The organism is Streptomyces sp. enrichment culture (assembly GCF_964273255.1).
GTDB lineage: Bacteria > Actinomycetota > Actinomycetes > Streptomycetales > Streptomycetaceae > Streptomyces.
This window is the reverse complement of the sequence record NZ_OZ186835.1, coordinates 3,684,894-3,709,147: the sequence shown is the minus strand read 5'-3', so window position 1 is coordinate 3,709,147 and position 24,254 is coordinate 3,684,894. Positions and strand designations below refer to the sequence as shown.

The following is a 24,254-nucleotide window of genomic DNA, read 5'->3' as shown; positions in this document are numbered from 1 at the left end:
GGAAGGCGGCGGGGACGATCGCCGAGCCGGGGGTGCGCCCGGGGGGCCCGGGGCGCACCGGGACACTCAGGACGCTCGGGGCGTGGCCGGACGGAGCAGGTACCCCGCGCCACGGCGGGTGTGGATCATCGGCTCCCGGCCGGCGTCGATCTTCCGGCGCAGGTAGGAGATGTACAGCTCGACCACGTTGGCCTTGCCGCCGAAGTCGTACGACCACACCCGGTCCAGGATCTGTGCCTTGCTGAGCACGCGCCGGGGGTTGCGCATCAGGTAGCGCAGCAGCTCGAACTCGGTCGCCGTGAGGTGGATGCTCTGGCCCGCCCGCGTGACCTCGTGACTGTCCTCGTCGAGGGTGAGGTCACCGACGACCAGCAGCGACTCCGCACGTCCGTCGTCCCCCGCGGAGCGCCGGATCAGCCCGCGCAGCCGGGCGACGACGTCCTCCACCCCGAACGGCTTGGTGACGTGGTCGTCCCCGCCCGCGGTCAATCCGGCGACCCGCCGGCCGGTCCCGTCCCCGGGGGTCAGGAACAGCACGGGGACGTCCGGCAGTTCCCGGCGCAGCCACCCGAGGACCTCCGGACCGTCCATGTCCGGCAGCACCGTGTCCATCACGACGGCGTCCGGACGGAACTCCCGCGCGGCCCGCACGGCGTCCCGGCCGTCGGCCGCGCTGCGGATGTGCCAGCCCTCGCAGCGCAGGGCTGTGGAGAGCAACGCGGTGACCGACTGCTCGTCGTCCACCACGAGCACGCGGACGGGCGGCCCGTCCGTCGTCGGCGATTCGATGGTGCGCCCCTGGGGCGAGGTCGTGGTCATACCGGACAGCGTGTCCGGGCCGTCTGAGAGCGCCCTTTCGGCCTTCTGTGTTTTTCCTGAGAAACCGCGCGGCCCGCCGCTTCCAGGAGGTGCCCGGGACTCCTCCACCGGCCGGCGGGACGACCGGGTCCCCGCGGGACGGCCGTCCGTGCAGCCGCCTCCACCGTCCTTACCGGCTTTCACCGGCCTTCACCGGCCGGCCTGCCTGCCCGTCTGTCTTCCGACGGGCCCGATCGGCCTGACCTGCCCGACCGGCCCGATCCGCCGGCCCGATCCGCCGGCCCGACCTGCAGGCAGACCACCAGGGCGACGCCACCCGGTGAGCCAAGCCGTCGGAGGGCGATCCCGTCACCCCTCGGGCAGCGTCCCCGTCACCCCTCGGAGGGCGGCCCCGGCAGCCCGAACAACCGGGCCGCGTTGTCGTGGCAGACCGCTCTCAGCCACTCCGCCCCGAGGTCCAGCCGCTCCAGCGCCCGCAACTGGTGGAGGTAGGGGTACGGGATGTTGGGGAAGTCCGTGCCGAGCAGTACGCGGTCACCGAGTCCGGCCAGCCGGGGCAGGGCCCGCCGCGGGAACGGTGCCAGCCGCTCGCTGAAGTCGGTGAACGCCATGGTGGTGTCCAGGCGCACCTCGTCGTACCGCTCGGCCAGGTCCAGGAAGTCCTCGTACTCCGGCATCCCGAGGTGCGCCACGATCAGCCGCAGCCGGGGATGCCGGGCCAGTACCCGGGCGACGGGCTCCGGCCCCGTGTGCTTCCCCGGCGCCGGTCCCGAACCGCAGTGGATGACCACCGGCACCCCCGCCTCGGCGAGCAGCCCCCACGCACCGTCGAGCGCGGCGTCGGCCGGGTCGTACGCCCCCACCTGCACGTGGGCCTTGAAGACCCGCGCCCCGGCCTCGACCGCCTCGCGGACGTAGCCTTCGACGCCCGGTTCGGGGAACAGGGTGGAGGTGTGCAGGCAGCCGGGCGTGCGGCGGGCGAAGTCGGCCGCCCAGCCGTTCAGCCACGCGGCCATGCCCCGCTTGTGCGGGTAGAGCATCGAGGTGAAGGCCCGCACCCCGAACGCCTCCAGCAGCGCCGCCCGTTCCCCCTCCTCCTGCCGGTAGGTGATCGGCCACTCGACCCCGCCGGTCATCGGCCCCAGAGCGTCGAAATAGGCCCACACCTTGGCCAGCACCCGCTCCGGCATGAAGTGCGTGTGCACGTCGACGAGTCCGGGCAGCCCCAGCCCCTCCCAGAATCGCCGTACGTCCGCGGCCTCGGCTGTGGTGGTGGCGTGATCGCTCATGCCGTCCACGATCACCCGGGACCACGCTCCGGGTCCACACCCCCGCGCCCGGCCTCAGAACAACCCGTCTTGCACGCCCCAGCCCTCCCCCGCGCCGCCGCCCCGCACGTCCCGTACCGGCACGTCGAACGTCCTCCCCCCGCCGGGCACCAGCCCCCACCCCGTCAGCAGCCGCGTGTCCAGCACCACCGCGCCGCGCCCGTCGGCCGGTACGAGGTGCAGGTCCGGCCCGGCGGCGGCCACCAGTTCCCCGGCCACCGCGCCCCCGGCGACCAGCTCGCTCACCTCGCCGACCGCGCCCGGGGTGCCCGGCAGCCCGAAGACCCCGGCGTGGTCGACCGGCCGGAACGGCTCACGACCGAGCGACTCCGGCCACCCGTCCAGTCCGGCCGCCCGCCCGTGCAGGTCGGCCAGCTCGGCCGCCCGTTCCTCCTCCGTGCCCGGGAGCGCACCGCGTACCGCCCGCCTGGCCGCGTAGGGGATGCGGTCCGGCACCCGGAGCGCGGCGCGGAGCAGTTCCTCGGTGCGCCGGGCCGCCATCAGCGGACCGGTGCCCAGCCAGGTGAAGCAGACCGCTCCCTGCTCCAGCAGGCGCGCCGGGCCCCGCGCCGCGGCGGTGATCCCCACCTTGACCATCCCGGGCCCGAACCACGCCAGGTAGACCCGGTACGGCCGCGGATCGTCGGCCAGGGTGTCGGCGGCCACGGAACGGGCCCGGTCCAGCCGCGCGCACTCCTCGCACCGCGCCCCCGTGCTCCGCGCCGGAACCGCGGCACCGAGCGGACACCTGTGCCCCCGCGCCCCCACGCAGGTCCGCCCACCCCCTTCCGCGACCGCGAAGGCCACCCGTTTCCCCCAGGTCAGCGCGGACCGCCGGCCTCCGTCCCAGACCAGCACGGGACCGTCAGCCGACCACCGCAGCCCCGAGCATCTCCACGTCTGTGCCATCCCCGCCGAGACTAGGACGCCCCACTGACAACGCCCTCGCCCACCGCCAGGCCCCCTGCTCCCGACCCGCTCCCCTGCCGCCGGTCCACGCCCCGCCTGCCGCCGGGATGCCCGGACATCACGCCCCCACTGCGCCCGGCGCACGCCCCTTCACCCGGTCCGGCGCTCCCCGCAAGCCGGGCGGGCCGTTCGAGGTGCCGGGTCCGCCCCCTGGTGCCAATCTGAATGGGGGGAGGGCCGCTCGGGGACCGCACGGAAGCCGAAAGGGCGAGAACATGGCGACCAACGTCGGCAGCACACATCACCACCGGACCGCATGGGAGCCCGAGAGCGCCTGGGCAACCGGCTGGACCACGGCCGCAGCGGTCCTGATGACCTTCGGCGGCATCATGGCGATCTTCCAGGGCGCCGCAGCCATCGCCAACGACGACGTCTTCGTCGTCACCGACGACTTCGCCTACGCCTTCAACCTCACCGGCTGGGGCTGGGTGCACCTCATCCTCGGCGCCCTGGTGATGCTGGCCGGCATCTCCTTGTTCCGCGGGGCGACATGGGCCCGTGTGGTGGGTGTCGCACTCGCCGGACTCAGCATGGTCGCCAACTTCGTGTGGCTGCCCCACGCCCCGGTGTGGTCGATCGTCCTCATCGTCATCGACGGCTTCATCATCTGGGCCCTGTGCGCACCGCGCCGCGAGGTCAGGGCGTAGCGCCCCGGCGACCGCCGCCCGCACCGCGTCCGCGCCGGCGGCCCGGAATGGAGCACGAGCGGTCACCGCGCCCCACGGTGTGGCGGGTGTTCTGGCCGATGCTCGTCCAGCTCGTCGCCGTGACCGTCATGCTCACCGCCTTCTTCCTGCTCCCCCTCGACGGACTCGGCCCACGGCGCCCGGTGCTCAGCTGGCTCCTCTTCGGCCTCGCCCTGGCGCTGGTGGCCGGCCTGCTGCTCCACCAGGTCGTCCACGTCCTGCTCGACCACCCCAGGGCGCGGCCGGGGCTGGTCATTCCCTTGCTGATCTGCCTGTCCATCCTGGTCTTCGCGACCGCCTACCAGGGGCTGGCCCAGCACCCGGGAGAGGTCGAGGGCCTCGAAACCCGCCTCGACAGCCTCTACTTCACCCTCGTCACCCTGGCCACCATCGGCTACGGCGACATCACCCCGCACGGCCAGTCCGCCCGGCTGGTGACCATCCTCCAGATCCTCTACACCTTCGTCTTCCTCACCGCCTCGGCCACCGCCCTGACCCGCTACCTGCGCACCAACCTCCAACACCGCCGACGTCCACGGGGCGACGACGGCTGAGCCCCGGGGCGGCGCCGGTGCGCGGTGCCGCCGGTGTCGGGGGGCCGCGCGGGGCGGGGGTGCCGGTGGGCGCTGTTGCCGGTCGTCGACGCCGTGCAGCAGTCTTCTCCGCATGGACGTCTGCGCGTTCCTGTCCCGGCCGCTGGTCGCCCGCGTGGCGACCAGCGGCCCGGAGGTCCGGCCCGTGTGGTTCCTCTGGGAGGACGGCGCCTTCTGGTGGCTCACCGGTCCTTACTCCCGGCTGGAGCGACTGCTCACCGAGGACGCGCGCGTCGCGCTGGTGATCGACACCTGCGACCTGGCGGCGGGAACGGTGTTCTCCGTGACCTGCCGGGGAGAGGCCGAGGTCGTCCCGCTGGACCGGGCCAGGGCGGTCCGGAAGCTGACCCGCTACCTCGGCCCCGAGGACCGGTGGCCGGCACGCTTCTCGGCACCGCTGGACGACCCCACGACCAGGATGGTCCGGTTCACCCCCGACCGTCCCCCTCGGCTGCAGGACCGGTCCTGGTGAGAGCACGGGACGCGCGGCGGACGCGCCACGGCCTCCCGTCCGGCAGGCCCATCGATCCGGTGCGCCGGTCCTTGCCGGCGGACGCCTGGGCCCTATCGGGCCGCGCGAGGTCGTTCGAGGTCCGGCCAACGGCAACCGACGGCGACGGGCGAGCCACCGCCGCACCGACAAACTCCACGTCGGAGCACCCGGGCCGGACGGGCTTCACCCGAGGGGTGGAGGTCAGGCGGGATGCGATCCTTCCTGCCACTCGACCCCCCGGAAACGCCGGCGCATTCCCACGGCCTCGTCACTAGCCTCGGTCCAGTGAGCGAAGACGCCCGTCTCCTGGCGAACCACCGAGTCCGCCTAAGGGCACCCTCCTGGCCGAGGTCGTGGCTGCCGCGGGTCGTCTCGCTCAGGTGATGGTCGCGAACGACCTGGTGGAGCTCTCTGCGCTGCAGGACGCTGGACACGTACGCGCACGTGACGGGGACGACGCTGCGGGCCGCCGCCGACCGGCGGACGACGCCTTGGGGCCGGACGACGATCAGGGCGACGCGGAGGACGAGACGGCCGCCTGGACAGCGCCGCCCGGGGACGTTGATGTCACCCACTGACGTCAGAAGCCCCGCCGGGCGAATCGGCGGGGCTTCTGATCTGTGTGCACTCGGCAGGATTCGAACCTGCAACCTTCTGATCCGTAGTCAGATGCTCTATCCGTTAAGCTACGAGTGCTTGTCTGTTTCTTCAGTTTTCTCGCCGCTCCCGGACCCTGCGGCCCGTCGCGGCGACAGGAAGAACATTACATGACTGCCGCCGCCATGTGAAATCCATTGGCCTCACCCCTTGTGACCTGAGCAAACGTGATTTTGGGGCGTGATCACGACGAAGCCCCGGCCGCTGGGGACCGGGGCTTCGTGAGGGGGCGGAGGCGGAGGGATTTGAACCCTCGATGGGCTTTAAGGCCCAAACCGCATTAGCAGTGCGGCGCCATAGACCGGACTAGGCGACGCCTCCCCGCACCACCTTCCGCGCGCGAGCGCGAGCCGGTGGTGCGTGCCGATGATGACACAGCCGCGCGGGCTGCCACCAATCGAGGCCTACGGTACTAGGCAGGCAGGCCGCAGGGCAAAGCTCTTTCGGACGGCACGCCGCCGGGCGCAACGTCCCGCGCGCTCGCGCGTTGATCAGGGCATGTCGCAGGTCATCACCCAGGGCACCGCTCTCCACGGGCCCGCCGCCGCCCCCGCGCACGGCCCCACGTCCGCCGTCCTCCCGCACGCGCCGGCGCGAGGGTCCGCCGCCGGGCCCGGTGCGCGGCACGCCGCCCGCGGCGCGCTGCGGCGGTTCGTCACCGCCGTCGCCGTCGTCTCCGCCGCCCTCGCCACGGTGTCCGCGGCACCGGCCGCCGCGTCCGCCACGCCCACCACTCCCCTGGGGCCCACCGCGTCCGCGCGGGGTGAGGACCGTCTCACCGTCACCGTGAGCGGCATGGGCAGCGGCGTCGACGGCACGTACGAGGTGACGTGCCGACCGGGCCGCGGCAGCCATCCCGATCCGGAAGGGGCCTGCGCCGCGGTCGAGCGGAACACCGGCTGGGGACGGGACGCCTTCGCCCCGCCGCGGCAGGACGCGATGTGCACCATGCAGTACGGCGGCCCCGCCACCGCCCACGTCACCGGCAGCTGGGCCGGGCGTCCGGTCGAGGCGACGTACGACCGCCGGAACGGGTGCGCGATCGACCGCTGGGACGCACTCGTGCCGCTGCTGCCCGCGGCGGGTTCCGGGACGGGTTCGGCGACGGGTTCCGCGACACCTTGGTAACGAAGCCGGGAAACCGGGGCGCACGGTACGTAAAGGGGCGGTGCGGGGCGGGGCGGCGTCGCCGCAGGCCGTCACGTGTTCTGCGCGATCCGGGCATCGGATCGCCGTCACTTCGTCGTGCGACCTCCCTCTCATCCGGCGCCGCGGCCGCAACCCCAGCCCTTAGACTCCCTCGCGTGACACGTTGCGGGCAGGTTGGCAAGATGGCCCGAACGGTCGGCACGTCGCGGTAACAGGGAGGAAGCGTCTCGTGAGCAGCAGGCCATCCCGAGGCGCTGCTCGCCTCGCAGCCATACTGGACGCGCTTCCCGACGCGCTCGTCCTGGTCAACGCCAACGGGACGGTCGTCAACGCCAACACCATCGCCCTGGAGGCCTTCGAGACGCCGGGCACGGCGCTGGTGGGGCGCGGACTGCTGGATCTGCTGCCGGAGTTCGACTCCAAGCTCATCCCCGGTTCCATGCGCCGGCCGGACCACATCGACCCGCGGGCCCGCACCAAGCCGACCCGGATGACGGCCCGGCGGACCGACGGGTCGGAGTTCCCCGTCGAGGTCACCAGCGCCAACCTGGAGACCGGCCAGCAGGCCTACGACACGTACGGCTACACCGGCGACGAACTGCTCATGCTCGTCGTGCGCGACCTGTCCGGCACCGTGGACACCGAGGCGGAGCTGGCGCGCTCGCAGCGGCAGACCGAGATGATCCTGCGGGCCGCCTCCGAGGGCGTCGTCGGCACCGACACCGACGGACGGATCGTCCTGGTCAACCCGGCCGCCGCCCAGATACTGGGCTACCGGGCCAGTGACCTCGGCGGACGCGAGCTGCACACCCTCGTCCTGCACTCGCGCGCCGACGGTTCCCCCTTCCCGTACGACGAGTCGCCGCTGGCCGACACGCTGCGCTCCGGGCGCAAGCACCGGGTGCGCGGGCAGGTCCTCTACGCCAAGAACGGGGACAAGCTGCCGGTCGACCTCACCACCGCCCCCGTGCGGGACGGCGACCAGCTGGTCGGCGCGGTGATGACGTTCACCGACCGGCGGCCGTACGACGCGCTCCTGCAGGAGAAGGAGGACGCGGCGCAGCGGCACGCCGAGGAACTGGAGCGGCTCGCCGAGGAGCACGCCTCCGAGCTGACCGCCCTGCGCCAGAGCCACGTCACCGAGCTGGAGGAGCTCACCGAGCGGCACGCCGAGGAACTCGCCGCCAACGAGGAGCGGTACGCGGCCCTCGGCGAACGGGAGAAGGACCGTTACGAGGCGCTCACCGCCCGGCACGACCAGCTGCTCACCCTGCTCGGGCAGTCGCTCCGCGGCCCCCTGGACGAACTCCGCCGCGAGCTGTCCGCCCTGGCGGCCGACGACGCCGGGCAGTTGTGGCCCGAGGCGAACCAGGTGCTGCACCACCTGTCGGCCGGCTACGCGCGCATCACCACCCTCATCGACAACGTCCTCGGCTACCAGCGGCTCGACACCGGGACCGAGCAGGTGGCCCGTACCAAGGTGCTGCTGGACGCCGTGGTCGCGGCCGGTGTGGACGGGGCGGTGGAGCTCATCGGGCCGGGCCGGGTGCAGTTCGCCGTGCACGCGCCGCGCATCGAGGCCGAGGTCGACCCCCGCCTGCTCGCCACCGCCCTCGCGCACCTCGTCGCCGACGTGGCCGGGGTGGACGCGACCGGCAACAGCCCCGTGTCGGCGGGCGGTTACCTGGACAACACCGTGGTCGTCGCCGCCGCCCAGCGCGGCGAGGTCGTCCGCATCGAGGTCCGCGGCCCGTACAGCGGCGGCGACCCGGTGCACGAGCCGATCGTGCGGGGCATCGTGCGGGCGCACGGCGGTGTGCTGCAGACCCACGAGGTGCCCGGGATGAGCGGCAGCGCGTTCGTCCTGGAGGTGCCGATCGGCGCCGGTGCCGGAGCCGTTCCGGCCGCCGAGGTGGAGCTCGCCGGGCCGCCCCCGGCCGAGGCCGCCGCCGGCCACGACACGGCCGCCCAGCGGCCGTCCGGCGGACGGCGGCGGGCGCGACGGGCTTCCGTGGACGCCTTCCTGGAGAGCGAGGTGCCGGGCCCCGACGCCCCCGTCGGCGCGGCGGCCGGTGACGGCGGAGCCGGCCAGGGCCAGGAGAGCGCACCGCCGACCGGCCGGCGCAGGCGACGGGCGGCGGCCGCGGAGGCCGCTCCGCTGCCGGCACAGGCCACCGGCGAGGGCGCCGTCTCCGCCGGGACCGGCCGGCGTCGCGGCCGTCCGGCCGAGGACACGGACGCCGGCGCAGGCGCGCGTGCGGGTACGGGTGCCGTCGTCGCCACGGCCGGGGACGCCGCAGGGGTCTCCGAGGGCGCCGTGATGACGGCCGCCGAACACGCGGCGGGCGCCGCCGCGGCGAACACCGGACTGGGCGGGACCGTACCGCCGCAGGGCGTCCCCGCCCCCTCCGGCCGACGGGCTCGGCGTGCCGCCACCGAGCAGCACGCACTGCCCCCGGCGCTGCCCGCGCCGTCCGGCCCCGACAGCCCCAACGGCCCCACTGCCGACGGCCAGGCGGGCCCGCAGCAGCCGCAGCAGCAGCCGACGGGGCGCCGTCGGCGCGCGCTGGCGGCGGCGACGGAGCGGGCCGCGGCGCAGCAGGCGGCTCCCCGTACGTCTTCGCGCTGCCGCCCGCCGACGGTGATCAGACGGCCGGAGCCGGGGCGGCCGCCGTAGCCGGTGCGCACCAGGCCGAGGTCGTCGGGCAGGCCGGTCCCGACGGGCAACCGCCGCAGCCGTCCGCCGCGGTGAACGCGGCGGCGGCAGTACCGGCCCCGGCGGCCCCGGGGATGGTGTCTGTCGAGGAGGGCCGCCACGACGCCGTACCGCACGACCAGTCCGGCGACCACACTCCGCCGCAGCCCCACCCCACCAGCGCGCCGACCGGCCGCCGCAGGCGCGTCGCGGCGCCGCAGGCCGACCCCGCAGCCCTGCCGGCCGACGCCGGGCAGGTCGCCGCGCAGGCGGCGCCTCCTCACGGTGCCGCGCCCCAGGGAGCCGTCCCGCCGGGTGCCCCGGTGCCGCCCGGCCCCGCCGCCGGGCAGCCGATGCCGGTGACCGCCGCCGCACCTCACGCCGCCGGGGGACAGGTCGCGGGAACGCCGCAGCAGCCGGCCCCGGTGCCGCCGCAGGGTGCCGCTCCCGGGCCGGCCGCGCCGCCGCACGGTGGTCCGGTGGACCCGGGCACGGCCTCGGCTGCTCCCCAGGGCACCCCGCTGCCCGCCCCCCAGGTCCCGGTGCCTGCTCAGGGCGGCCCGATGCCCGCCCAGGGAGGCGCTCCCGCCACGGCCCCGGGCGGACCGGTACCGCCGCAGGGGATGCCGGTCGCGCCGCAGGGCACCGCGCAGGTGCCCCCGCAGGGGGCCGTCCCCGTGGCCCGGCAGCCCCAGCCGCAGGTGCAGCCGCAGGCCGCCGGCCTGCCGCTGCCGCCCCCGGACATCGCCCAGGTCGCCGGGGCGCCGCAGCAGGCCGACGCGCCCCCGGCCGGTGCTCCGCCCGCCGTCGCACCGCAGCAGTCCCAGGCAGTTCCGCCGGTGACCGCACCGCAGCAGGCAGCCCCCGCGCAGCCTGTCGCCGCCCAGCCGCTGCCCGCCGAGGCCGCCCCCGGGCAGCCCACCCCGGCGGAGGGCACCCCGGCCCCGCAGGCGTGGCCCGCCGTCGGTGACACCGGCGGCGCCGGTACGCCCGCCGCGCCCACCGCGCCCGCCCCGGCTCCGGCCGGTCCAGCGCCCGGGCCGGCGGCGCAGACGCCCGCCCCGGCCGGTCCGGCGCCCGCAGCGACCGGGCAGGCAGGGCAGGCCGCGCCCGAGGGAGCGGTGGCCGCGCCGCGGGCCGCCCAGCCGCTGCCGGCGGAGGCCGCCGTCCCCGTGGACCCGAACTCCACCCAGGGGCGGGCCATCAGTGTGCGGACGCTGGGGCAGGGGGTGCCGTTCACCCGGCAGGCCGCCCAGGTGCAGCAGCCGCTGCCGACGGCCACCCCGCCCCCGCACCAGCCCGGAGGCTCGGGCCGCCGGCGCAAGCTGGGGACGCGTACCGAACTCGCCGCCGACGTCGACGAGCAGGCCGCACGCCCGCACCCGCCGCAGGCCGAGCAGGCCGCCGCCCGGCCGCAGCCGCCCGCCCCGGGACAGCCGCAGGCCGCCCAGCCCCAGCATTCGCTCGCCGGTCAGTCGCGGCTCGCGCCGGCCGCGGAGGGTGCCGGCCGCTCGTACGCGATAGGCGCGCCGGACGCGGACGCCGCCGAGGGTCCCGAACCGCTGGACGGACCCGGTGGGGCCGTCGAGGTGGCCGATCCGCCCCGGCCGCAGCCGATGGACGACGAGATGCCGCCGGAGCCGCTGGACAATCCGCGTCGGCTCCTGGTGTGGCCGGCGCCGGACGTCTCCACCCAGCAGGCGCTCAGCGACCGCGGCTACCGCCCGGTGATCGTGAACTCCCGCGAGGAGGTCGACGCCCAGATCGCGGCCTTCCCGGCGGCCCTGTTCGTGGACCCGCTGACCGGGCCGATCACCCGTACGGCGCTGCAGTCGCTGCGGCAGGCGGCCGTGGCGGCGGAGGTGCCCGTCCTCGTCACCGCCGGGCTCGGGCAGGCGTCGCGGGACGCCGCCTACGGTGCCGACCCCGCCGTGCTGCTGAAGGCGCTCGCGCCGCGCGACAGCGAGCAGCACCCGCCGCGGGTGCTGCTGATCGAGGAGCACGCGGAGATCGCGCTGGCCCTGACGGGCACGCTGGAGCGGCGCGGGATGCAGGTGGCGCGGGCCGCGAGCGATGCCGACGCGGTGTCGCTGGCGGGACAGTTCCGGCCCAACCTGGTGGTGATGGACCTGATGCAGGTGCACCGGCGCCAGGCCGGGATCGTGGACTGGCTGCGCGCGAACGGGCAGCTCAACCGCACGCCGCTGGTCGTCTACACCGCAGCGGTGGAGCCGGCCGACCTGCCGCGGCTGGCCTCCGGTGAGACCGTGCTGTTCCTCGCCGAGCGGTCCACCAGCTCCGAGGTGCAGGAACGCATCGTCGACCTGCTGGCCCGCGTCGGCACGAACTGACCGCCGAACCGGCCGGCACGTCGGACGCAGCGGGTGCCTGGCGGGAGCGCCGAGCGCGCTGAGCGCTTCGGGCATTTCGAGCACTTCGGTCATGCGAGAGCCGGATGGCGGCCCGGGTGCGGTACAGGGCGCGGCTCTCTGCGCATGAGCCATGCCCGGCCGTCCGCCAGCCCGCCCGCCCCGGGGCAGGGACCCCGGATGCGGCCGGCCCCACCGGACCGACTGCCCCAGGGGCCCGGCCGCGCCCCTCGATTGGTCGCGCACGCCCCGGGACAACGGCCGCGCCGGGCAAGGAACCGTTCTCCGGTCCCCTGCCCGGCGCGGCCGGCCTACGGTCGGTCCCCCGCCGGGACTCAGACTCCCGGCGGGGTCTCCCGGCGGGGTCCGGCCCCGGCGGGCGTCGGACTCTCCCCGCGGTGCCGGGACTCCCCGCGGTCCTGGGACTCCCCGGGGACTCGGCGGATCCCCCACAGAACGGGGGTGTGTCACTCGTGCGTCAGATCTGCGTGACGTCCAGCGAGCCCTCGGCGTACTGCTTGCGCAGCACCTTCTTGTCGAACTTGCCGACGCTCGTCTTCGGCACCGACTCGATCACCGTCCAGCGCTCCGGGAGCTGCCACTTGGCGATCCCGCGGTCCTCCTGGAGGAAGGCGCGCAGGGTGGTGAAGTCGGCGGTGGAGCCCTCCTTGAGGACGACGGTGGCCAGGGGGCGCTCGCCCCACTTGTCGTCCGGCACGGCGACCACGGCGGCCTCGGCCACGTCCGGGTGGGCCATCAGGGCGTTCTCCAGCTCGACGGAGGAGATCCACTCGCCGCCGGACTTGATGACGTCCTTGGCCCGGTCGGTGAGCGTGAGGTATCCGTCGGGGCTGATGATGCCCACGTCACCGGTCTTCAGCCAGCCGTCCTCGCTGAACTTGTCCGCGGGGCGCAGCGGTTCCTCGCCGGGTCCGTTGTAGTAGGCACCGGCGATCCACGGCCCGCGCACCTCCAGCTCGCCCGCGGACTCGCCGTCCCAGGGCAGCCGCTCGCCGCCGGGGCCGGTCAGCCGGGCCTCGACACCGGCCGGGAAGCGGCCCTGGGTCAGCCGGTACGCGAACTCCTCGTCCGTGCCCACGGCGTGCGCCGGCGGGCGGGCGACCGTACCGAGCGGCGAGGTCTCCGTCATGCCCCAGGCGTGGCAGACCCGCATGCCGAGCTGGTCGAACGCCTCCATCAGGGAGGGCGGGCAGGCCGAGCCGCCGATCGTGACCTGGGTGAGGGCCGACACGTCCCGCGGGTTGGCGGTGAGTTCGGCGAGCAGGCCCTGCCAGATGGTGGGCACGGCCGCCGCGTGGGTCGGCCGCTCGCTCTCGATCATCCGGGCGAGCGGCGCGGGCTGGAGGAACCGGTCCGGCATCAGCATGTTGACGCCGGTCATGAAGGTGGCGTGCGGCAGCCCCCACGCGTTCACGTGGAACTGGGGGACGACGACGAGGGAGGTGTCCTCGTCGGTCAGGCCCATCGACTGGGCCATGTTGACCTGCATCGAGTGCAGGTAGATCGAACGGTGGCTGTACACGACGCCCTTGGGGTCGCCGGTGGTGCCGGAGGTGTAGCACATGGCCGCGGCCGCACGCTCGTCCAGCTCGGGCCAGTCGTAGGCGACGGGCTTCCCGGCGAGCAGGTCCTCGTACTCGTGCACCTGCACGGAGACGTCCGCCAGGGCGGAACGGTCACCGGGGCCGGAGACGACGACGTGCTCCACGGTCTTCAGGTGGGGCAGCAGCGGGGCGAGGAGTGGGATCAGGGACCCGTTGACGACGACCACCCGGTCCGCGGCGTGGTTGACGATCCAGGCGAGCTGCTCGGCGGGGAGGCGGAGGTTGAGGGTGTGCAGCACGGCGCCCATCGAGGGGATCGCGAAGTACGCCTCCACGTGCTCGGCGTTGTTCCACATCAGGGTCGCGACGCGTTCGTCACCGGTCACCCCGAGATCGTCGCGCAGGGCGTGGGCCAGCTGCGCGGCACGGGCACCGATCTCCGCGTAGGAGCGGCGCTGCGGCTCGCCCTCGCCCGTCCAGGTGATGACCTGCGATGTGCCGTGGATCGTCGACCCGTGGGCGAGGATCCTCGAGATCAGCAGCGGTACGTCCTGCATGGTGCTCAGCACGGAGTCCTCCTGGCGACATTGCCTACGCGCGGGTAAGGGTTGCGCTGATTCTGCGCACATACCACGCGGTATGTCACTAGGGGAGCGGTGATCGATCACCCCACAGCTCGCGACGATTCACCTCAGAAGCGAACAAACCCCAGTTCAGGGTCATCGCGCAGCTTCCCGAGCGCACGGGAGACGGCCGACTTCACGGTCCCCACCGACACGCCCAGCACCTCGGCCGTCTGCACCTCACTGAGGTCTTCGTAGTACCGCAGGACGACCATCGCCCGCTGCCGTGCCGGGAGCCGCATGATCGCCCGCCACATGGCGTCGCGCAGCGCCTGCCGTTCGGCGGGGTCGTCGCCGCCGGACACCGGGTCCGGCTCGGGCAGCTCGTCGCAGGCGAACTCGTCGACCTTGCGCTTGCGCCACTGGGACGTCCGGGTGTTCAGCAGGGCTCTGCGGACGTATCCGTCGAGCGCGCGGTGGTCCTCGATCCGCTCCCACGCCACGTACGTCTTGGCCAGGGCGGTCTGCAGCAGGTCCTCCGCGTCGCTGGGATTACCGGTCAGCGATCGGGCGGTCCTCAGCAGCGCGGGCTGGCGGGCCCTCATGTACGACGAGAACGACGGGTACACGAGGGTCTGCGCCGGTGGAGCAGCGGCGTTCGAAGCGCGGGTGCAGACGGGTGTGGTCATGGCTCAACGCTATGAGCGACGGCCGCCCGGCGGATCGCCCGCAGGTCCCGAAGCCGCGTCCCCCTCAGGTTGTAGGGGTGGGGACTGCCGCACCTCCTGAAGGTGGACGTGGGGAGGAGACCCCCTGAGGGTTCTCCCCCGAGGGGCCGGCCCGGCAGAGCCCGTCCGTGCCCCTTCCACCGAGGGCCGAGGACCGCCCCCGGGCCGCCGGGCACCCGCACCCGCACCCGACGAGCACGGCGCACGGGTCGGGCGGACAGCCGTGACGCGCCGCTGCGGGACCGGGGGCCCGGTGCCGCACGACCAGGTCGGCAGGCATCGCCGCGGCCGAGTCGGCGGATGGCCACGGCCGCCCGGGCCCCGTCCCGGGCGGGTCCTGGACTGTTCGCCCCGCACTTCCTGCGCCGGGTCCGCCTCCACCGGGTCCACCTGCACCGGGTTCACCTCTTGCACCGGGTCCATCCGGCCCCCTCGTCTCACATGCCGTCCTGCCCTGACACTTCTGATACACCGCTCGCGCCGCATGGGTTCCCTCTTCCCTCCTTCCACTTCCTGATGAGACGTCAGCCCTGCCCCGTCGGTTGACCGCGCAGGCAGGCCCCGTCAACCGACCGCCGACCGCCGACCGCCGACCGCCGCCCAGCATCGGCCCCGTCACCTCAATCGGCCCCCAGGCACTCCGCCCGCACCAGCGCTGCAACGCCCCACCGACCGCCCGCCGGACCGGACGCCCCCCACACGCCTGCGCGGCGGCACCGAAGCACCGCCGCGCAGACGCCCTGCACCCTTGAAAGCACACCCCCACCGTCCGGGGCCGCGGACGGCCCCGTCACCTCACCACCAGAGCGGCGTGAAGCTGACGGCCACGTTGTCGTTGCCCTGGTTCAGCGCCGTGAAGGCGGACCCGTTCACCTGGGCGGTGTTGCTCTGGTTCGAGGCCCCGGAGCCCACGGCCTGCTGCTGCGTGGTGGCGGAGTTGCCGAAGTTGTCGCCGCCCACGCCGCTCCCCACGACCCCGGCCGCGGCACTCGCCGCCGTCGCGCTCGATCCGTTGTCCGCGAGGGCGCCGTTGTCCGCCGCCGCCACGCCGGTGAAGAGGGCGGCCGCGAGCGGCAGGGCGGAGACCGCGGCGATGACGCGGGCGGTACGGATGCTTGCCATGTTGTGTTCCCTCCAGAACCAAGGACGCACCGGCCGTAGGCGGCCTCCGTGCGTGAAGGACGACTTTCACCGGGGCAGTTGGCCGGCCGCCCCGAGCTGCTGTGCACGACGTCGCGTGATCAGAGTTGCCCATCCCCTCCCGCCGAACCACCCCGGAAGGCCGCATTCGCACGCAAGCGTGATGACATGTCGATAAACCCCTTTCCGTGACGCAAATGCCATCTCGCTCGAACCAGACACTCCGCCCCACTCCCCCCATGAGCAGAAGCGTTACGGCACCACCCCGTCGACCTGCTCGCGGGCTGCGAGCGGCACCCGCACCCCCTTTCCTTTTTCGAACGCGCGTACGAAAATGGGCCCATGGCCACCACCGACCGGCAGGCCACGACCCTGGCCCTCGCGCACGCCCTGTCAGCCGCCGAACGCGGACTGGCCGTCATCCCCCTGTCCCGGACGAAGCTCCCGGCCCTGCGATCCCCCCACCGCGACGACCCCGCCACCCCCACGCGCTGCCACGGCGCCTGCGGACGCTTCGGCCACGGGGTCTACGACGCCTCCACCGATCCCGTCCGCATCCGCCGGATGTTCGCCGCTGCCCCCCGCGCCACCGGCTACGGCATCGCCTGCGGCCTGCCCCCGCATCACCTCATCGGCGTCGACCTGGACACCAAGACCGGCACCGACGCCTCGGCCGCCCTGCGCGAGCTGGCACTGCGCCACCTGTTCACGATCCCCGCCACCGTGGTGGTTCTGACACCCAGCGGCGGACGCCACCTGTGGCTGAGCGGCCCGCCCGACGTCGTCGTCCCCAACTCCGCGGGACGGCTCGCCCCCGGCATCGACATCCGCGGTGCCGGCGGCTACCTCGTGGGCCCCGGCTCCCGTACGGACCGCGGCACCTACACCGCCGCGCCCGGCACCGCCCACCTGCCCCCGGCGGCCTGCCCGCCCGCCCTGCTCCGCATCCTCCTGCCGCCGCCCCGGCCGCACCACCCCACGCCCCCGTCGGCCGGCGGACACGGCCAGGGCCTGGTGCAGTTCGTCCTCGCCGCGCATGAGGGGCAGCGCAACACCCGCCTGTTCTGGGCGGCCTGCCGCGCCTACGAGGACGGCATCGGACCCGCCCTCGTGGACCCACTGGTCCACGCCGCCGTCGGCGCGGGCCTGTCCGAACGCGAGGCCAGAGCGACCATCGACTCCGCCGCCCGCATGACCGGTCACCTCCCCTGACCTGCCCCGACCGCCCGCACCAGCCCCCCGAATATCGAAAGACCCCGATGCACCACCGCTCTAAAGTGCCGACCATGTCGCTCGCCCGCGTCCTCCTCACCTCCGGCCGCACCGTGGAGCTGTCCGAGCTGCGCCTGTCGTCGACGTACGGCGGTCTGCTCGAGGGCTACCCCTGCAAGCCGCTCAACGACATGAAGATCGACGGGCTGTTGCGGTCCGCCGCGCAGTCCTTCCCCGGCACCCCGGTGCACCTGATCACGCCCCCGCGCGACTACCCCGACCAGTACGCGGGAGCCTTCGGCCCGGTCGAGGTACTCCCCGCCGTCACCTGCGTCGGCGCCTTCCGCTCCGCCGCGCTCGACCCGGCCCACGACCCCGTCCTCCACCGCTCGCGCCTCACCGTCGTCTGGTTCCAGCCGACGTCGCTCCTGCCCTCGGACTGCGAGGCGGAGCCCGGTCTGCGGGACATGGCGTGGGAGCAACTGGCGGAGGACGAGGAGTTCTAGCCCAGCCGAAGGAAGCGACACAGCAGCCCCGGGAGATTCCGGCACCGGCCCTCTCCCTCCCTCTCAGCCCGCCCCGACAGGAAGCCGAAATACCCCTCATGAACGCCGCCGCCCCCGAACCCGCCCGCCCCGCTCCCTCTCGTCGCGACCTTCTGGCCAAGCAGTTCGAGCTGACCTGGTCCCTTTTCGAGTACCACCTGGAACGGCTGGAGCCGGAGGACTTCCTGTGGGAGCCCGCCACCCCCTGCTGGACCCTGCACCGCACGGCCGACGGAACGTGGGTGCCCGACTGGGCGGAGACCGAGCCCGACCCGGTCCCGGTACCCACCGTCGCCTGGCTGACCTGGCACCTCGGATGGTGGTGGAGCGTCGCCCTCGACCACCTCGACGGCCGCCCGCCCCGCGAGCGGACCGACATCGGCTGGCCCGGCGAGGGCACCCCGACCGTGGAGTGGCTCCGTTCCCTGCGCACGGAGTGGCTGACCGCGCTCGACCGCCTCACCGACGCCGACCTCGACGCCACGGCCCCGTTCCCCTGGCCGGACGACCCGGCCCACAGCGTGGCCGACATGCTCGCCTGGGCGAACGCGGAGCTGATGAAGAACGTCGCCGAAATCGGCCAACTGCGGCTGCTCCACGCCGTCTCGCGGCCCGGGTGAGCGGCGGCGACCGCAGCAGCCGGACGCGCCGGGCGACCGGGGAGCCCAGCGGGCGCCCGCCTCGGGGGCGGCAGGCCGCCCTGAACCACGCCCGCTGCACGGTGTACGGGCCGACGGCGGACGGGAGGGGAGCTGGGGTGAGTGGTGGGACTCTCCGGCTTGTCAGGCCCGCGCTGTCAACCGGTGGCCAGTGAAGAGACCAGCACCGCCCCGAACCCGAGGACGGTCAACTGCACAACGCCAGGGATGCGCCACCCCAGGGCGAGAAAACCACCGCCTGTCAGTACTGCGCCGCCCCCCAGAAGCCACAGTGCCTGCGACGCCGCCCGCGACGCACTCGACGGTGCGACGCCGTCGCTTTCGTAGCCGTCGGCCCATCCCGCCATACCAACGCCGTACACCGACCAGGCGATGAGCACGAAGTCGATGACGAGCAGCACCACGCCGACCCCGATCTGCCGGCCGATTGACGGCTCATTCGCCCGTCTCATGCCCACTGCCGTCCTGCAGGTGACGCTCCACTGAATGCATGCGATCAGCGTGGTGTTGCAGCGGGCACTGCACATGAGTACTGGTACTCAGCTGCGCCGCTCTCGTCGGGCACCGGGCCAGACCTGTCGCCCTTTCCCCAGTCGTGCCCGATCAAGCGGGAAAGCGGGCAGAACACCGGGCAGTCTCGGTGTCCGGACATGGGAACGACCCCCGACCGATCAACCAGGTCAGGGGCCGTCCCCGCTGCTCTCAGCGCGGAGGCGGTGGGATTTGAACCCACGGTGACATCGCTGCCACGACGGTTCTCGCGACCTTTCACCGATCACGCAGGGCGACCGCTCCCCCGCAGGTCAGACGGGTGCAAGCATCCTGGCGAGCCGTCATCATCGTCTTCGTGCCCGCTGCGTGCCCCAGAGGAACACTCATGCCCGCCGAGTCTCACGCTGTACCCGGCGTACCTCCCTCACAGTGAGCGCCCCGGCAGCCGCTGTCCCAATAACGGGAAGAACCGGCAACAGCACCGAGATACCCCACTCAACGAAACCTGTATCCACGGGTTCATAGCTGCCCCACGGTTTACGCACAACTCGAACGACTTCTCCCGGACGGCCTTCGTGCTGGACCTTCACCGTGTGGGTCTCATTGCCCACCTGAGGGCCACTGCAGACAGAGCGGCTTCCTGCGCGCCCTGCGCTCTCGCTATGGCACTCCGCGAGGCGAATCTGAACGGCGTCTCCCCACAGTTCCAGCCGCGCGAGGCCGGTGATCACAGTCCAGGCCACCGCTGCGGTACCTAGCAGGGTAAGCACGCTGTAGCCGGCGATCGCGCGCCGTCGCCCCTTTGTCATAGGCACAGCATGCCCGCGAGTCTGATCAACACGGTAGTCAGAACTGTTCCACCCGGAAGGGGCACGAGAATGGCTGCCGTCACTCGCAAACCCGACGGGACACGGAGGAACGCCCCCTGACCGTCCTGGTCAGGGGCGTTCCTCCGGAATGCAATCGGGCAATCGCCATTCGGCCTGTGCCACCGATCGGCCGCAGATCACACAGGCGCCGAGGTGGCACCATCGTCTTTGTCGTCGTGTCCGCTGAGCCAGGAGTCAGCCGCTCCCCCCCACCTGAGTAGCCATGCCCAGTTGCACCGACTCGACGTTGTCGGCCAGTCGGGACAGGTAGCTGTCGCTGTCGTCGGTAGTCCGTACCGCGTACGAGTTCCTCGCCGACGGCAAGCCGGTGCAGCGGTCGACGAGCTGGGAGCCGTACGACTTACCGCCGGCACGCTCGTCGTCCTCCCCGAGGGCGGGCCGCACGCCGGGGCAGGGGTCGTGAACCGCACGGCGGAGATCGGCATCAACCGTCAGCCACGCCGTGGAGCAACCGGAGCCCCGGCAGGCGACCGCCGATGAGGCCTCACTCCTGGGCATCCAGAAGGGCTCACTCGCCACGCACATCCGACGTACGTACTACAGCGACCAGGGCCGCCCCGTGGAGATCGCGGCCATCGTGGTGCCCGCCGCACTCTGCGAAATCGACTACGAGATCCCGATCTCTCGATAGCCCTCCGCGCGTGCCCCCTACGTGCCCCTTGCGTGCCCGTGCGAGCGGGAAACCGCGGAGAGCAGCGGGGAGCCGCAGGGGCCGGACATCATGAGGACGGCCCCCGACCGATCAACCAGGTCAGGGGCCGTCCCCGCTGCTCTCAGCGCGGAGGCGGTGGGATTTGAACCCACGGTGACATCGCTGCCACGACGGTTTTCAAGACCGTTCCCTTCGGCCGCTCGGGCACACCTCCCCGCGCCGGCCGGTGATCGGCGGCGCGGGGACCAGGGTAACGGGTCGGTGCGGGCGGGGTGGGGTCAGCTGTCGCCGACGCGGGCGCCCAGGGTGAGTTCCGTGGTGCGTTCCTTGCCGCCGCGCTCGTAGGTGAGGGTGACCTCGTCGCCGGGCTTGTGGGTCCAGATCTCGCCGATGAGGGTGGGCCCGGAGTCGATGACGCGGTCGTCCAGCTTGGTGATGACGTCGCCGGGTTCGAGGCCGGCCTTGTCCGCGGGGCCGCCGGGGTCGACGGGCTCGGAACCGCCCGCGCCCTGCTCGGTGATCTTGGCGCCGCCCGAGCCCTCCTCCAGGGAGACCGAGGCGCCGATCTTGGCGTACACCGGCTTGCCGGTCTTGATCAGTTCCTGGGCGACGTACTTGGCCTGGTTGATCGGGATGGCGAAGCCCAGGCCGATGGAGCCCGCCTGGCCGGTGCCGAAGCCGCCGTTGCTGGTGGACTGGATGGCGGAGTTGATGCCGATGACGTTGCCCTGGGCGTCGAGCAGCGGGCCGCCCGAGTTGCCGGGGTTGATGGAGGCGTCGGTCTGCAGGGCGCTCATGTAGGACGCCTGGCTGCCGGTGCCGTCGCTGGAGGCCACGGGGCGGTTCTTGGCGCTGATGATGCCGGTGGTCACCGTGTCGGACAGGCCGAAGGGGGCGCCGATCGCGATCGTCGAGTCGCCGACGACGACCTCGTCGGAGTTGCCCAGGGGGAGGGGCTTCAGATTCGACGGGGCGTCGTTGAGCTTGATGACGGCAACGTCGTAGCCCTGGGCGTGCCCGACGACCTCGGCGGCGTACTTCCTGCCGTTCGGGAAGGTCGCCGAGACCTTGCCGCCGTCGACCGCGTCCGCCACCACGTGGTTGTTGGTGACGATGTGGCCCTGGGTGTCGAAGACGAAGCCGGTGCCGGTGCCGCCCTCGCCGCCGCGGCCCTCGGCCTCGATGGTGACGGTGCTCGGCAGCGCCTTGGCGGCCACCGCCGCGACGGTGCCCGGGTCGCGCTTGACGTTGCCGCCGCTGGTCGACGCGGAGACGGTGGTGGAGTCGCCGTTGTCGTTGTTCTTGGCCAGCGTGTAACCGAGCCCGCCGCCGAGGCCGCCGGCGAGCAGCGCGGCGGCCGCGATCGCGGCGATCAGCCGGCCGCCGCCCTTCTTCCCGGGCGCCGGCGGCTGGTACGAGGAGCCCCAGCCACCGCCTCCGGGGCCCTGCCCCGATCCGCCGTCGCCGTCGCCGTAGGGACCGTGGGGCCCGGAGCCGCCGCCCTGCGCCGGGGTGCCGGGCGGCGGGGGCGGGGGCCAGGAGGCGTCGGGCGCCGAGCCCTGCGCGCCGCCGTGACCGGGCTGGGGGCCGCCCGGCGCACCGTGGGCTGCGGTGGCCGCGCCGTGCGCCGGGGCCCCGTAAGCGGCGTGGCCGGGGGCGGACGGCGGGACCGGAGGCAGGGGCGTCGTCGGGTTGCTTCCCGCGTCGGGGGCGGGGCGCTCCTGAGGTGCCGGAGCAGCGGGGGCATCCGTCCGCGTGGGCGGGGCGGACGGCGCCGGGGGGACCGCGGTGCCCTCGTTCTCGGTGCTCACAGCTTCTCTCCTCGATCCACGCTTCGTCTCGGTCGCATTCGGACACGCGCGTTCACAGTCGTCGTCCGGTCCGACGCGATGCGGTCCGGCAGGTTCTCTTTGTATGACGTCAGCTTTTCCCACGGGCCGTCAGGGCACGATAAGCCGTTCCTGTGGGTCCGGAGTCATTCTTTATATAGGGCATTACTCACTTAAGGCGCGCCATTCCGATGCCTCCGACCGAACGTCCGCACCGTTCTTTCCGCACCGACCGCACAGGTACCCGCGCGCGGTGGCACCATGACGCAGTGACCCACGCACGCCAGCACCTCACCCAAGTCGTCGCACACCGCGGGGCCTCCGAGGACGCCCCCGAGCACACCCTGGCCGCGTATCGCAAAGCGATCGAGGACGGTGCGGACGCGCTCGAATGCGATGTACGCCTGACCGCCGACGGTCATCTGGTCTGCGTTCACGACCGTCGGGTCAACCGTACGTCCAATGGGCGCGGTGCGGTGTCGGCGCTGGAGCTCTCCGATCTCGCCGCCCTGGACTTCGGCTCCTGGAAGGCCCGCGACTCCTTCGCCGGACGCGCCGAGGAACCGGACTGGGAGCACCGTCCCGAGGACCGGGAGGCCACTTCCGTACTCACCCTGGAACGGCTGCTGGAACTGGTCGCCGACGCGGGGCGCCGGGTGGAACTCGCCATCGAGACCAAGCATCCCACCCGCTGGGCGGGCCAGGTCGAGGAGCGGCTGCTGGTCCTGCTGAAGCGGTTCGGGCTGGACGCGCCGGCCGACCCCGCGGACTCCCCGGTCCGCGTGATGAGCTTCTCGGCACGGTCGCTGCACCGCGTACGGGCGGCCTCCCCGACGCTGCCGACGGTGTACCTCATGCAGTTCGCCTCCCCCCGGCTGCGCGACGGGCGGCTGCCGGCGGGCGTCGGCATCGCGGGCCCCTCGATCCGGATCCTGCGCAGCCACCCCACCTACATCGAGCGGCTGAAAGAGTCCGGTCACCAGGTGCACACCTGGACCGTCAACGAGCCCAGCGACGTGGACCTCTGCGTCGGCCTCGGCGTGGACGCGATCATCACCAATCGCCCGCGCGCGGTGCTCGACCAGCTCGGTCGCTGAATCCGCACACCCGGCACAACCCCCGCCACCTGCACACTCCGGCCTCACACCCGGGAGCGTCACCGAAGCGGTACGTCACGGATGCACCGGGATGACGCACACCTCTTGACCGCACCCTTACCTCCGGAGCATCCTCACGTCTCGGCCACACCGAAGAATTCCAGCCACATGATGACGGGGAGTGCTCCGGCGCGTTCGGTGCGTGTTCACTCGTTTCGAGTGCGTCACCGCACAGGGATCGGCCGGTTTCCGGTTCAGGCCAATGGGGCATCCACACCGTGGCGTGGGGCAAAGGAGGTCTCGGGGGTGGCGTTGGTGGTGGCACAGGAGGTGCCCGCGTCGTCGTGCATGGCCGTACCCCACGGCCCTGCGGGCGTGGGGGAAGCGCGGCACCGCATGCGCACGCAGCTGCGTGCGAGCGGCGTCGCGGACACGGTCATCGACGACGCCGTACTGATCCTTTCGGAACTGCTGAGCAATGCCTGCAAGCACGGCAGACCCCTCGGCGACGCCCTGGCGGGCGACGGGGACGTGCGCGCCGCCTGGCGGATGGATCCGTGCGGCCGGCTCGTCGTCGAGGTCACGGACGGCGGCGGCCCGACCCGCCCGGCCCCGTCCACACCTTCGGTGACCGCGCGCGGCGGCCGGGGGCTGAACATCATCACCGCGCTGGCCGACGACTGGGGCGTGCGCGAGGTCCCCGGCGAGGTCACGGTCTGGGTGATCCTCCTCGACGCCGTCCGCGACCCCGCGGCCCGGCACCGGCGGGCCGATTTCGCCGCGCAGGTGGCGGCCCCCTCCGTGGCCGACATCCCCGGGCTCGGCTTCGCGGACGCCTTCGACGACCTCGACTGAGCACCGCGGCCCTCACGGACGGGCGGCGGAGGGCAGCGGAGGACAGACGTCAGGGCTCAGTGGCGTCGTGCCTCCGGCGGGCGTGGTCCCCGTGCCGGCGTCGGCCCCCGTGCTTCCCGCGCACCCCGTCAGTCGCGCGTCCCGTCAGTCGCGCATCCCCGCCGCTCGCAGGGCCCGCCGCCCGCCGGCGACCCACACCGCCGGCCCAGTGCCTCGTCCCGCGCCCGCACCGCCGGTCCAGCAGCCTCGTGCCGCGCCCCGCCGCCTCC

The 24,254-nt window shown here is 73.4% G+C and carries 17 protein-coding genes, 3 tRNA genes and 2 pseudogenes; 11 read left to right on the top strand and 11 right to left on the bottom strand.

The features are described from left to right. Window positions 1-66 precede the first annotated feature (66 nt). From ACSU53_RS15980 to ACSU53_RS15970, 3 genes are all read right to left on the bottom strand, one after another. A complete protein-coding gene (locus ACSU53_RS15980; protein ID WP_437028364.1) occupies window positions 67-819 on the bottom strand; it encodes a response regulator transcription factor in 753 nt (250 codons plus the stop codon). A 371-nt stretch (window positions 820-1,190) separates the two neighbouring features. Continuing rightward, complete coding sequence (locus ACSU53_RS15975) at window positions 1,191-2,108, bottom strand: amidohydrolase family protein (RefSeq protein WP_437028362.1); 918 nt, start codon at window positions 2,106-2,108, stop codon at window positions 1,191-1,193. Window positions 2,109-2,162: 54 nt separating this feature from the next. Beyond that, window positions 2,163-3,056, bottom strand: coding sequence for a DUF2797 domain-containing protein (locus tag ACSU53_RS15970; RefSeq protein ID WP_437028360.1), 894 nt, complete (start codon window positions 3,054-3,056; stop codon window positions 2,163-2,165). A gap of 275 nt (window positions 3,057-3,331) precedes the next feature. Here ACSU53_RS15970 and ACSU53_RS15965 point away from each other — a divergent pair, with 275 nt between their 5' ends. From ACSU53_RS15965 to ACSU53_RS15955, 3 genes are all read left to right on the top strand, one after another. Continuing rightward, window positions 3,332-3,763 carry a DUF7144 family membrane protein gene (locus tag ACSU53_RS15965; protein WP_437028358.1) on the top strand — a complete coding sequence of 144 codons (432 nt, stop codon included), beginning with the start codon at window positions 3,332-3,334 and terminating at the stop codon, window positions 3,761-3,763. 98 nt (window positions 3,764-3,861) lie between these two features. After that, on the top strand, window positions 3,862-4,356 hold the full coding sequence (locus ACSU53_RS15960; protein WP_437033226.1) for a potassium channel family protein: 495 nt from the start codon (window positions 3,862-3,864) through the stop codon (window positions 4,354-4,356). A 112-nt stretch (window positions 4,357-4,468) separates the two neighbouring features. After that, window positions 4,469-4,867 carry a pyridoxamine 5'-phosphate oxidase family protein gene (locus ACSU53_RS15955; protein WP_437028356.1) on the top strand — a complete coding sequence of 133 codons (399 nt, stop codon included), beginning with the start codon at window positions 4,469-4,471 and terminating at the stop codon, window positions 4,865-4,867. Window positions 4,868-5,511: 644 nt separating this feature from the next. On the opposite strand, the gene ACSU53_RS15950 is transcribed toward ACSU53_RS15955, so the two are convergent. Beyond that, window positions 5,512-5,584, bottom strand: a tRNA-Arg gene (locus tag ACSU53_RS15950). Between the two features lie 191 nt (window positions 5,585-5,775). Continuing rightward, a tRNA-Ser gene (locus tag ACSU53_RS15945) sits at window positions 5,776-5,866 on the bottom strand. Window positions 5,867-6,043: 177 nt separating this feature from the next. Here ACSU53_RS15945 and ACSU53_RS15940 point away from each other — a divergent pair. Then, on the top strand, window positions 6,044-6,673 hold the full coding sequence (locus ACSU53_RS15940; RefSeq protein WP_437028355.1) for an SSI family serine proteinase inhibitor: 630 nt from the start codon (window positions 6,044-6,046) through the stop codon (window positions 6,671-6,673). A gap of 250 nt (window positions 6,674-6,923) precedes the next feature. Next, window positions 6,924-11,740: pseudogene (locus ACSU53_RS15935) on the top strand (PAS domain-containing protein). A gap of 496 nt (window positions 11,741-12,236) precedes the next feature. Here ACSU53_RS15935 and ACSU53_RS15930 read toward each other — a convergent pair. From ACSU53_RS15930 to ACSU53_RS15920, 3 genes are all read right to left on the bottom strand, one after another. Continuing rightward, window positions 12,237-13,952, bottom strand: coding sequence for a long-chain fatty acid--CoA ligase (locus ACSU53_RS15930; RefSeq protein WP_437028353.1), 1,716 nt, complete (start codon window positions 13,950-13,952; stop codon window positions 12,237-12,239). A gap of 62 nt (window positions 13,953-14,014) precedes the next feature. Beyond that, a complete protein-coding gene (locus ACSU53_RS15925; protein ID WP_437028351.1) occupies window positions 14,015-14,575 on the bottom strand; it encodes a SigE family RNA polymerase sigma factor in 561 nt (186 codons plus the stop codon). Between the two features lie 834 nt (window positions 14,576-15,409). After that, window positions 15,410-15,736 (bottom strand): hypothetical protein, encoded by a 327-nt coding sequence (locus ACSU53_RS15920; RefSeq protein ID WP_437028350.1) that lies wholly within the window; start codon window positions 15,734-15,736, stop codon window positions 15,410-15,412. A 360-nt stretch (window positions 15,737-16,096) separates the two neighbouring features. On the opposite strand from ACSU53_RS15920, the gene ACSU53_RS15915 reads away from it, so the two are divergent. The 3 genes from ACSU53_RS15915 (at window position 16,097) to ACSU53_RS15905 (ending at window position 18,131) form a co-directional block, all read left to right on the top strand. Continuing rightward, window positions 16,097-16,966, top strand: coding sequence for a bifunctional DNA primase/polymerase (locus tag ACSU53_RS15915; RefSeq protein ID WP_437028348.1), 870 nt, complete (start codon window positions 16,097-16,099; stop codon window positions 16,964-16,966). A 74-nt stretch (window positions 16,967-17,040) separates the two neighbouring features. After that, window positions 17,041-17,472, top strand: a complete 432-nt coding sequence (locus ACSU53_RS15910) for a hypothetical protein (protein ID WP_437028346.1) — start codon at window positions 17,041-17,043, stop codon at window positions 17,470-17,472. A 98-nt stretch (window positions 17,473-17,570) separates the two neighbouring features. Further along, window positions 17,571-18,131: a DinB family protein gene (locus tag ACSU53_RS15905; protein ID WP_437028344.1), complete on the top strand. Its 561-nt coding sequence runs from the start codon at window positions 17,571-17,573 to the stop codon at window positions 18,129-18,131. Window positions 18,132-18,307: 176 nt separating this feature from the next. Here the strand turns inward: ACSU53_RS15905 and ACSU53_RS15900 are convergent, their stop codons facing one another. Continuing rightward, the gene (locus ACSU53_RS15900; RefSeq protein ID WP_437028342.1) at window positions 18,308-18,622 is read right to left on the bottom strand and encodes a hypothetical protein; all 315 of its coding nucleotides are present in this window, start codon (window positions 18,620-18,622) and stop codon (window positions 18,308-18,310) included. 1,198 nt (window positions 18,623-19,820) lie between these two features. On the opposite strand from ACSU53_RS15900, the pseudogene ACSU53_RS15895 reads away from it, so the two are divergent. Beyond that, window positions 19,821-20,183 (top strand): annotated as a pseudogene (locus ACSU53_RS15895) (UTRA domain-containing protein); the annotation flags it as partial. Between the two features lie 148 nt (window positions 20,184-20,331). Here the strand turns inward: ACSU53_RS15895 and ACSU53_RS15890 are convergent. Both ACSU53_RS15890 and ACSU53_RS15885 read right to left on the bottom strand, forming a co-directional pair. Continuing rightward, window positions 20,332-20,418: transfer RNA gene (locus ACSU53_RS15890), tRNA-Ser, on the bottom strand. Window positions 20,419-20,482: 64 nt separating this feature from the next. Further along, window positions 20,483-22,015: a S1C family serine protease gene (locus tag ACSU53_RS15885; protein ID WP_437028340.1), complete on the bottom strand. Its 1,533-nt coding sequence runs from the start codon at window positions 22,013-22,015 to the stop codon at window positions 20,483-20,485. Between the two features lie 287 nt (window positions 22,016-22,302). Between ACSU53_RS15885 and ACSU53_RS15880 the strand changes: the two genes are divergently transcribed. Next, window positions 22,303-23,130, top strand: coding sequence for a glycerophosphodiester phosphodiesterase (locus ACSU53_RS15880; RefSeq protein WP_437028338.1), 828 nt, complete (start codon window positions 22,303-22,305; stop codon window positions 23,128-23,130). A 219-nt stretch (window positions 23,131-23,349) separates the two neighbouring features. Next, window positions 23,350-23,985 carry an ATP-binding protein gene (locus ACSU53_RS15875; RefSeq protein WP_437028336.1) on the top strand — a complete coding sequence of 212 codons (636 nt, stop codon included), beginning with the start codon at window positions 23,350-23,352 and terminating at the stop codon, window positions 23,983-23,985. Window positions 23,986-24,254: the final 269 nt, after the last annotated feature.

Excerpts from the sequence above, each read along its gene's own strand:
- ACSU53_RS15980 (WP_437028364.1), bottom strand. The coding sequence starts at position 819 with ATGACCACGACCTCGCCCCAGGGGCGCACCATCGAATCGCCGACGACG.
- ACSU53_RS15975 (WP_437028362.1), bottom strand. The coding sequence starts at position 2,108 with ATGAGCGATCACGCCACCACCACAGCCGAGGCCGCGGACGTACGGCGA.
- ACSU53_RS15970 (WP_437028360.1), bottom strand. The coding sequence starts at position 3,056 with ATGGCACAGACGTGGAGATGCTCGGGGCTGCGGTGGTCGGCTGACGGT.
- ACSU53_RS15965 (WP_437028358.1), top strand. The coding sequence starts at position 3,332 with ATGGCGACCAACGTCGGCAGCACACATCACCACCGGACCGCATGGGAG.
- ACSU53_RS15960 (WP_437033226.1), top strand. The coding sequence starts at position 3,862 with ATGCTCGTCCAGCTCGTCGCCGTGACCGTCATGCTCACCGCCTTCTTC.
- ACSU53_RS15955 (WP_437028356.1), top strand. The coding sequence starts at position 4,469 with ATGGACGTCTGCGCGTTCCTGTCCCGGCCGCTGGTCGCCCGCGTGGCG.
- ACSU53_RS15940 (WP_437028355.1), top strand. The coding sequence starts at position 6,044 with ATGTCGCAGGTCATCACCCAGGGCACCGCTCTCCACGGGCCCGCCGCC.
- ACSU53_RS15930 (WP_437028353.1), bottom strand. The coding sequence starts at position 13,952 with ATGTGCGCAGAATCAGCGCAACCCTTACCCGCGCGTAGGCAATGTCGC.
- ACSU53_RS15925 (WP_437028351.1), bottom strand. The coding sequence starts at position 14,575 with ATGACCACACCCGTCTGCACCCGCGCTTCGAACGCCGCTGCTCCACCG.
- ACSU53_RS15920 (WP_437028350.1), bottom strand. The coding sequence starts at position 15,736 with ATGGCAAGCATCCGTACCGCCCGCGTCATCGCCGCGGTCTCCGCCCTG.
- ACSU53_RS15915 (WP_437028348.1), top strand. The coding sequence starts at position 16,097 with ATGGCCACCACCGACCGGCAGGCCACGACCCTGGCCCTCGCGCACGCC.
- ACSU53_RS15910 (WP_437028346.1), top strand. The coding sequence starts at position 17,041 with ATGTCGCTCGCCCGCGTCCTCCTCACCTCCGGCCGCACCGTGGAGCTG.
- ACSU53_RS15905 (WP_437028344.1), top strand. The coding sequence starts at position 17,571 with ATGAACGCCGCCGCCCCCGAACCCGCCCGCCCCGCTCCCTCTCGTCGC.
- ACSU53_RS15900 (WP_437028342.1), bottom strand. The coding sequence starts at position 18,622 with ATGAGACGGGCGAATGAGCCGTCAATCGGCCGGCAGATCGGGGTCGGC.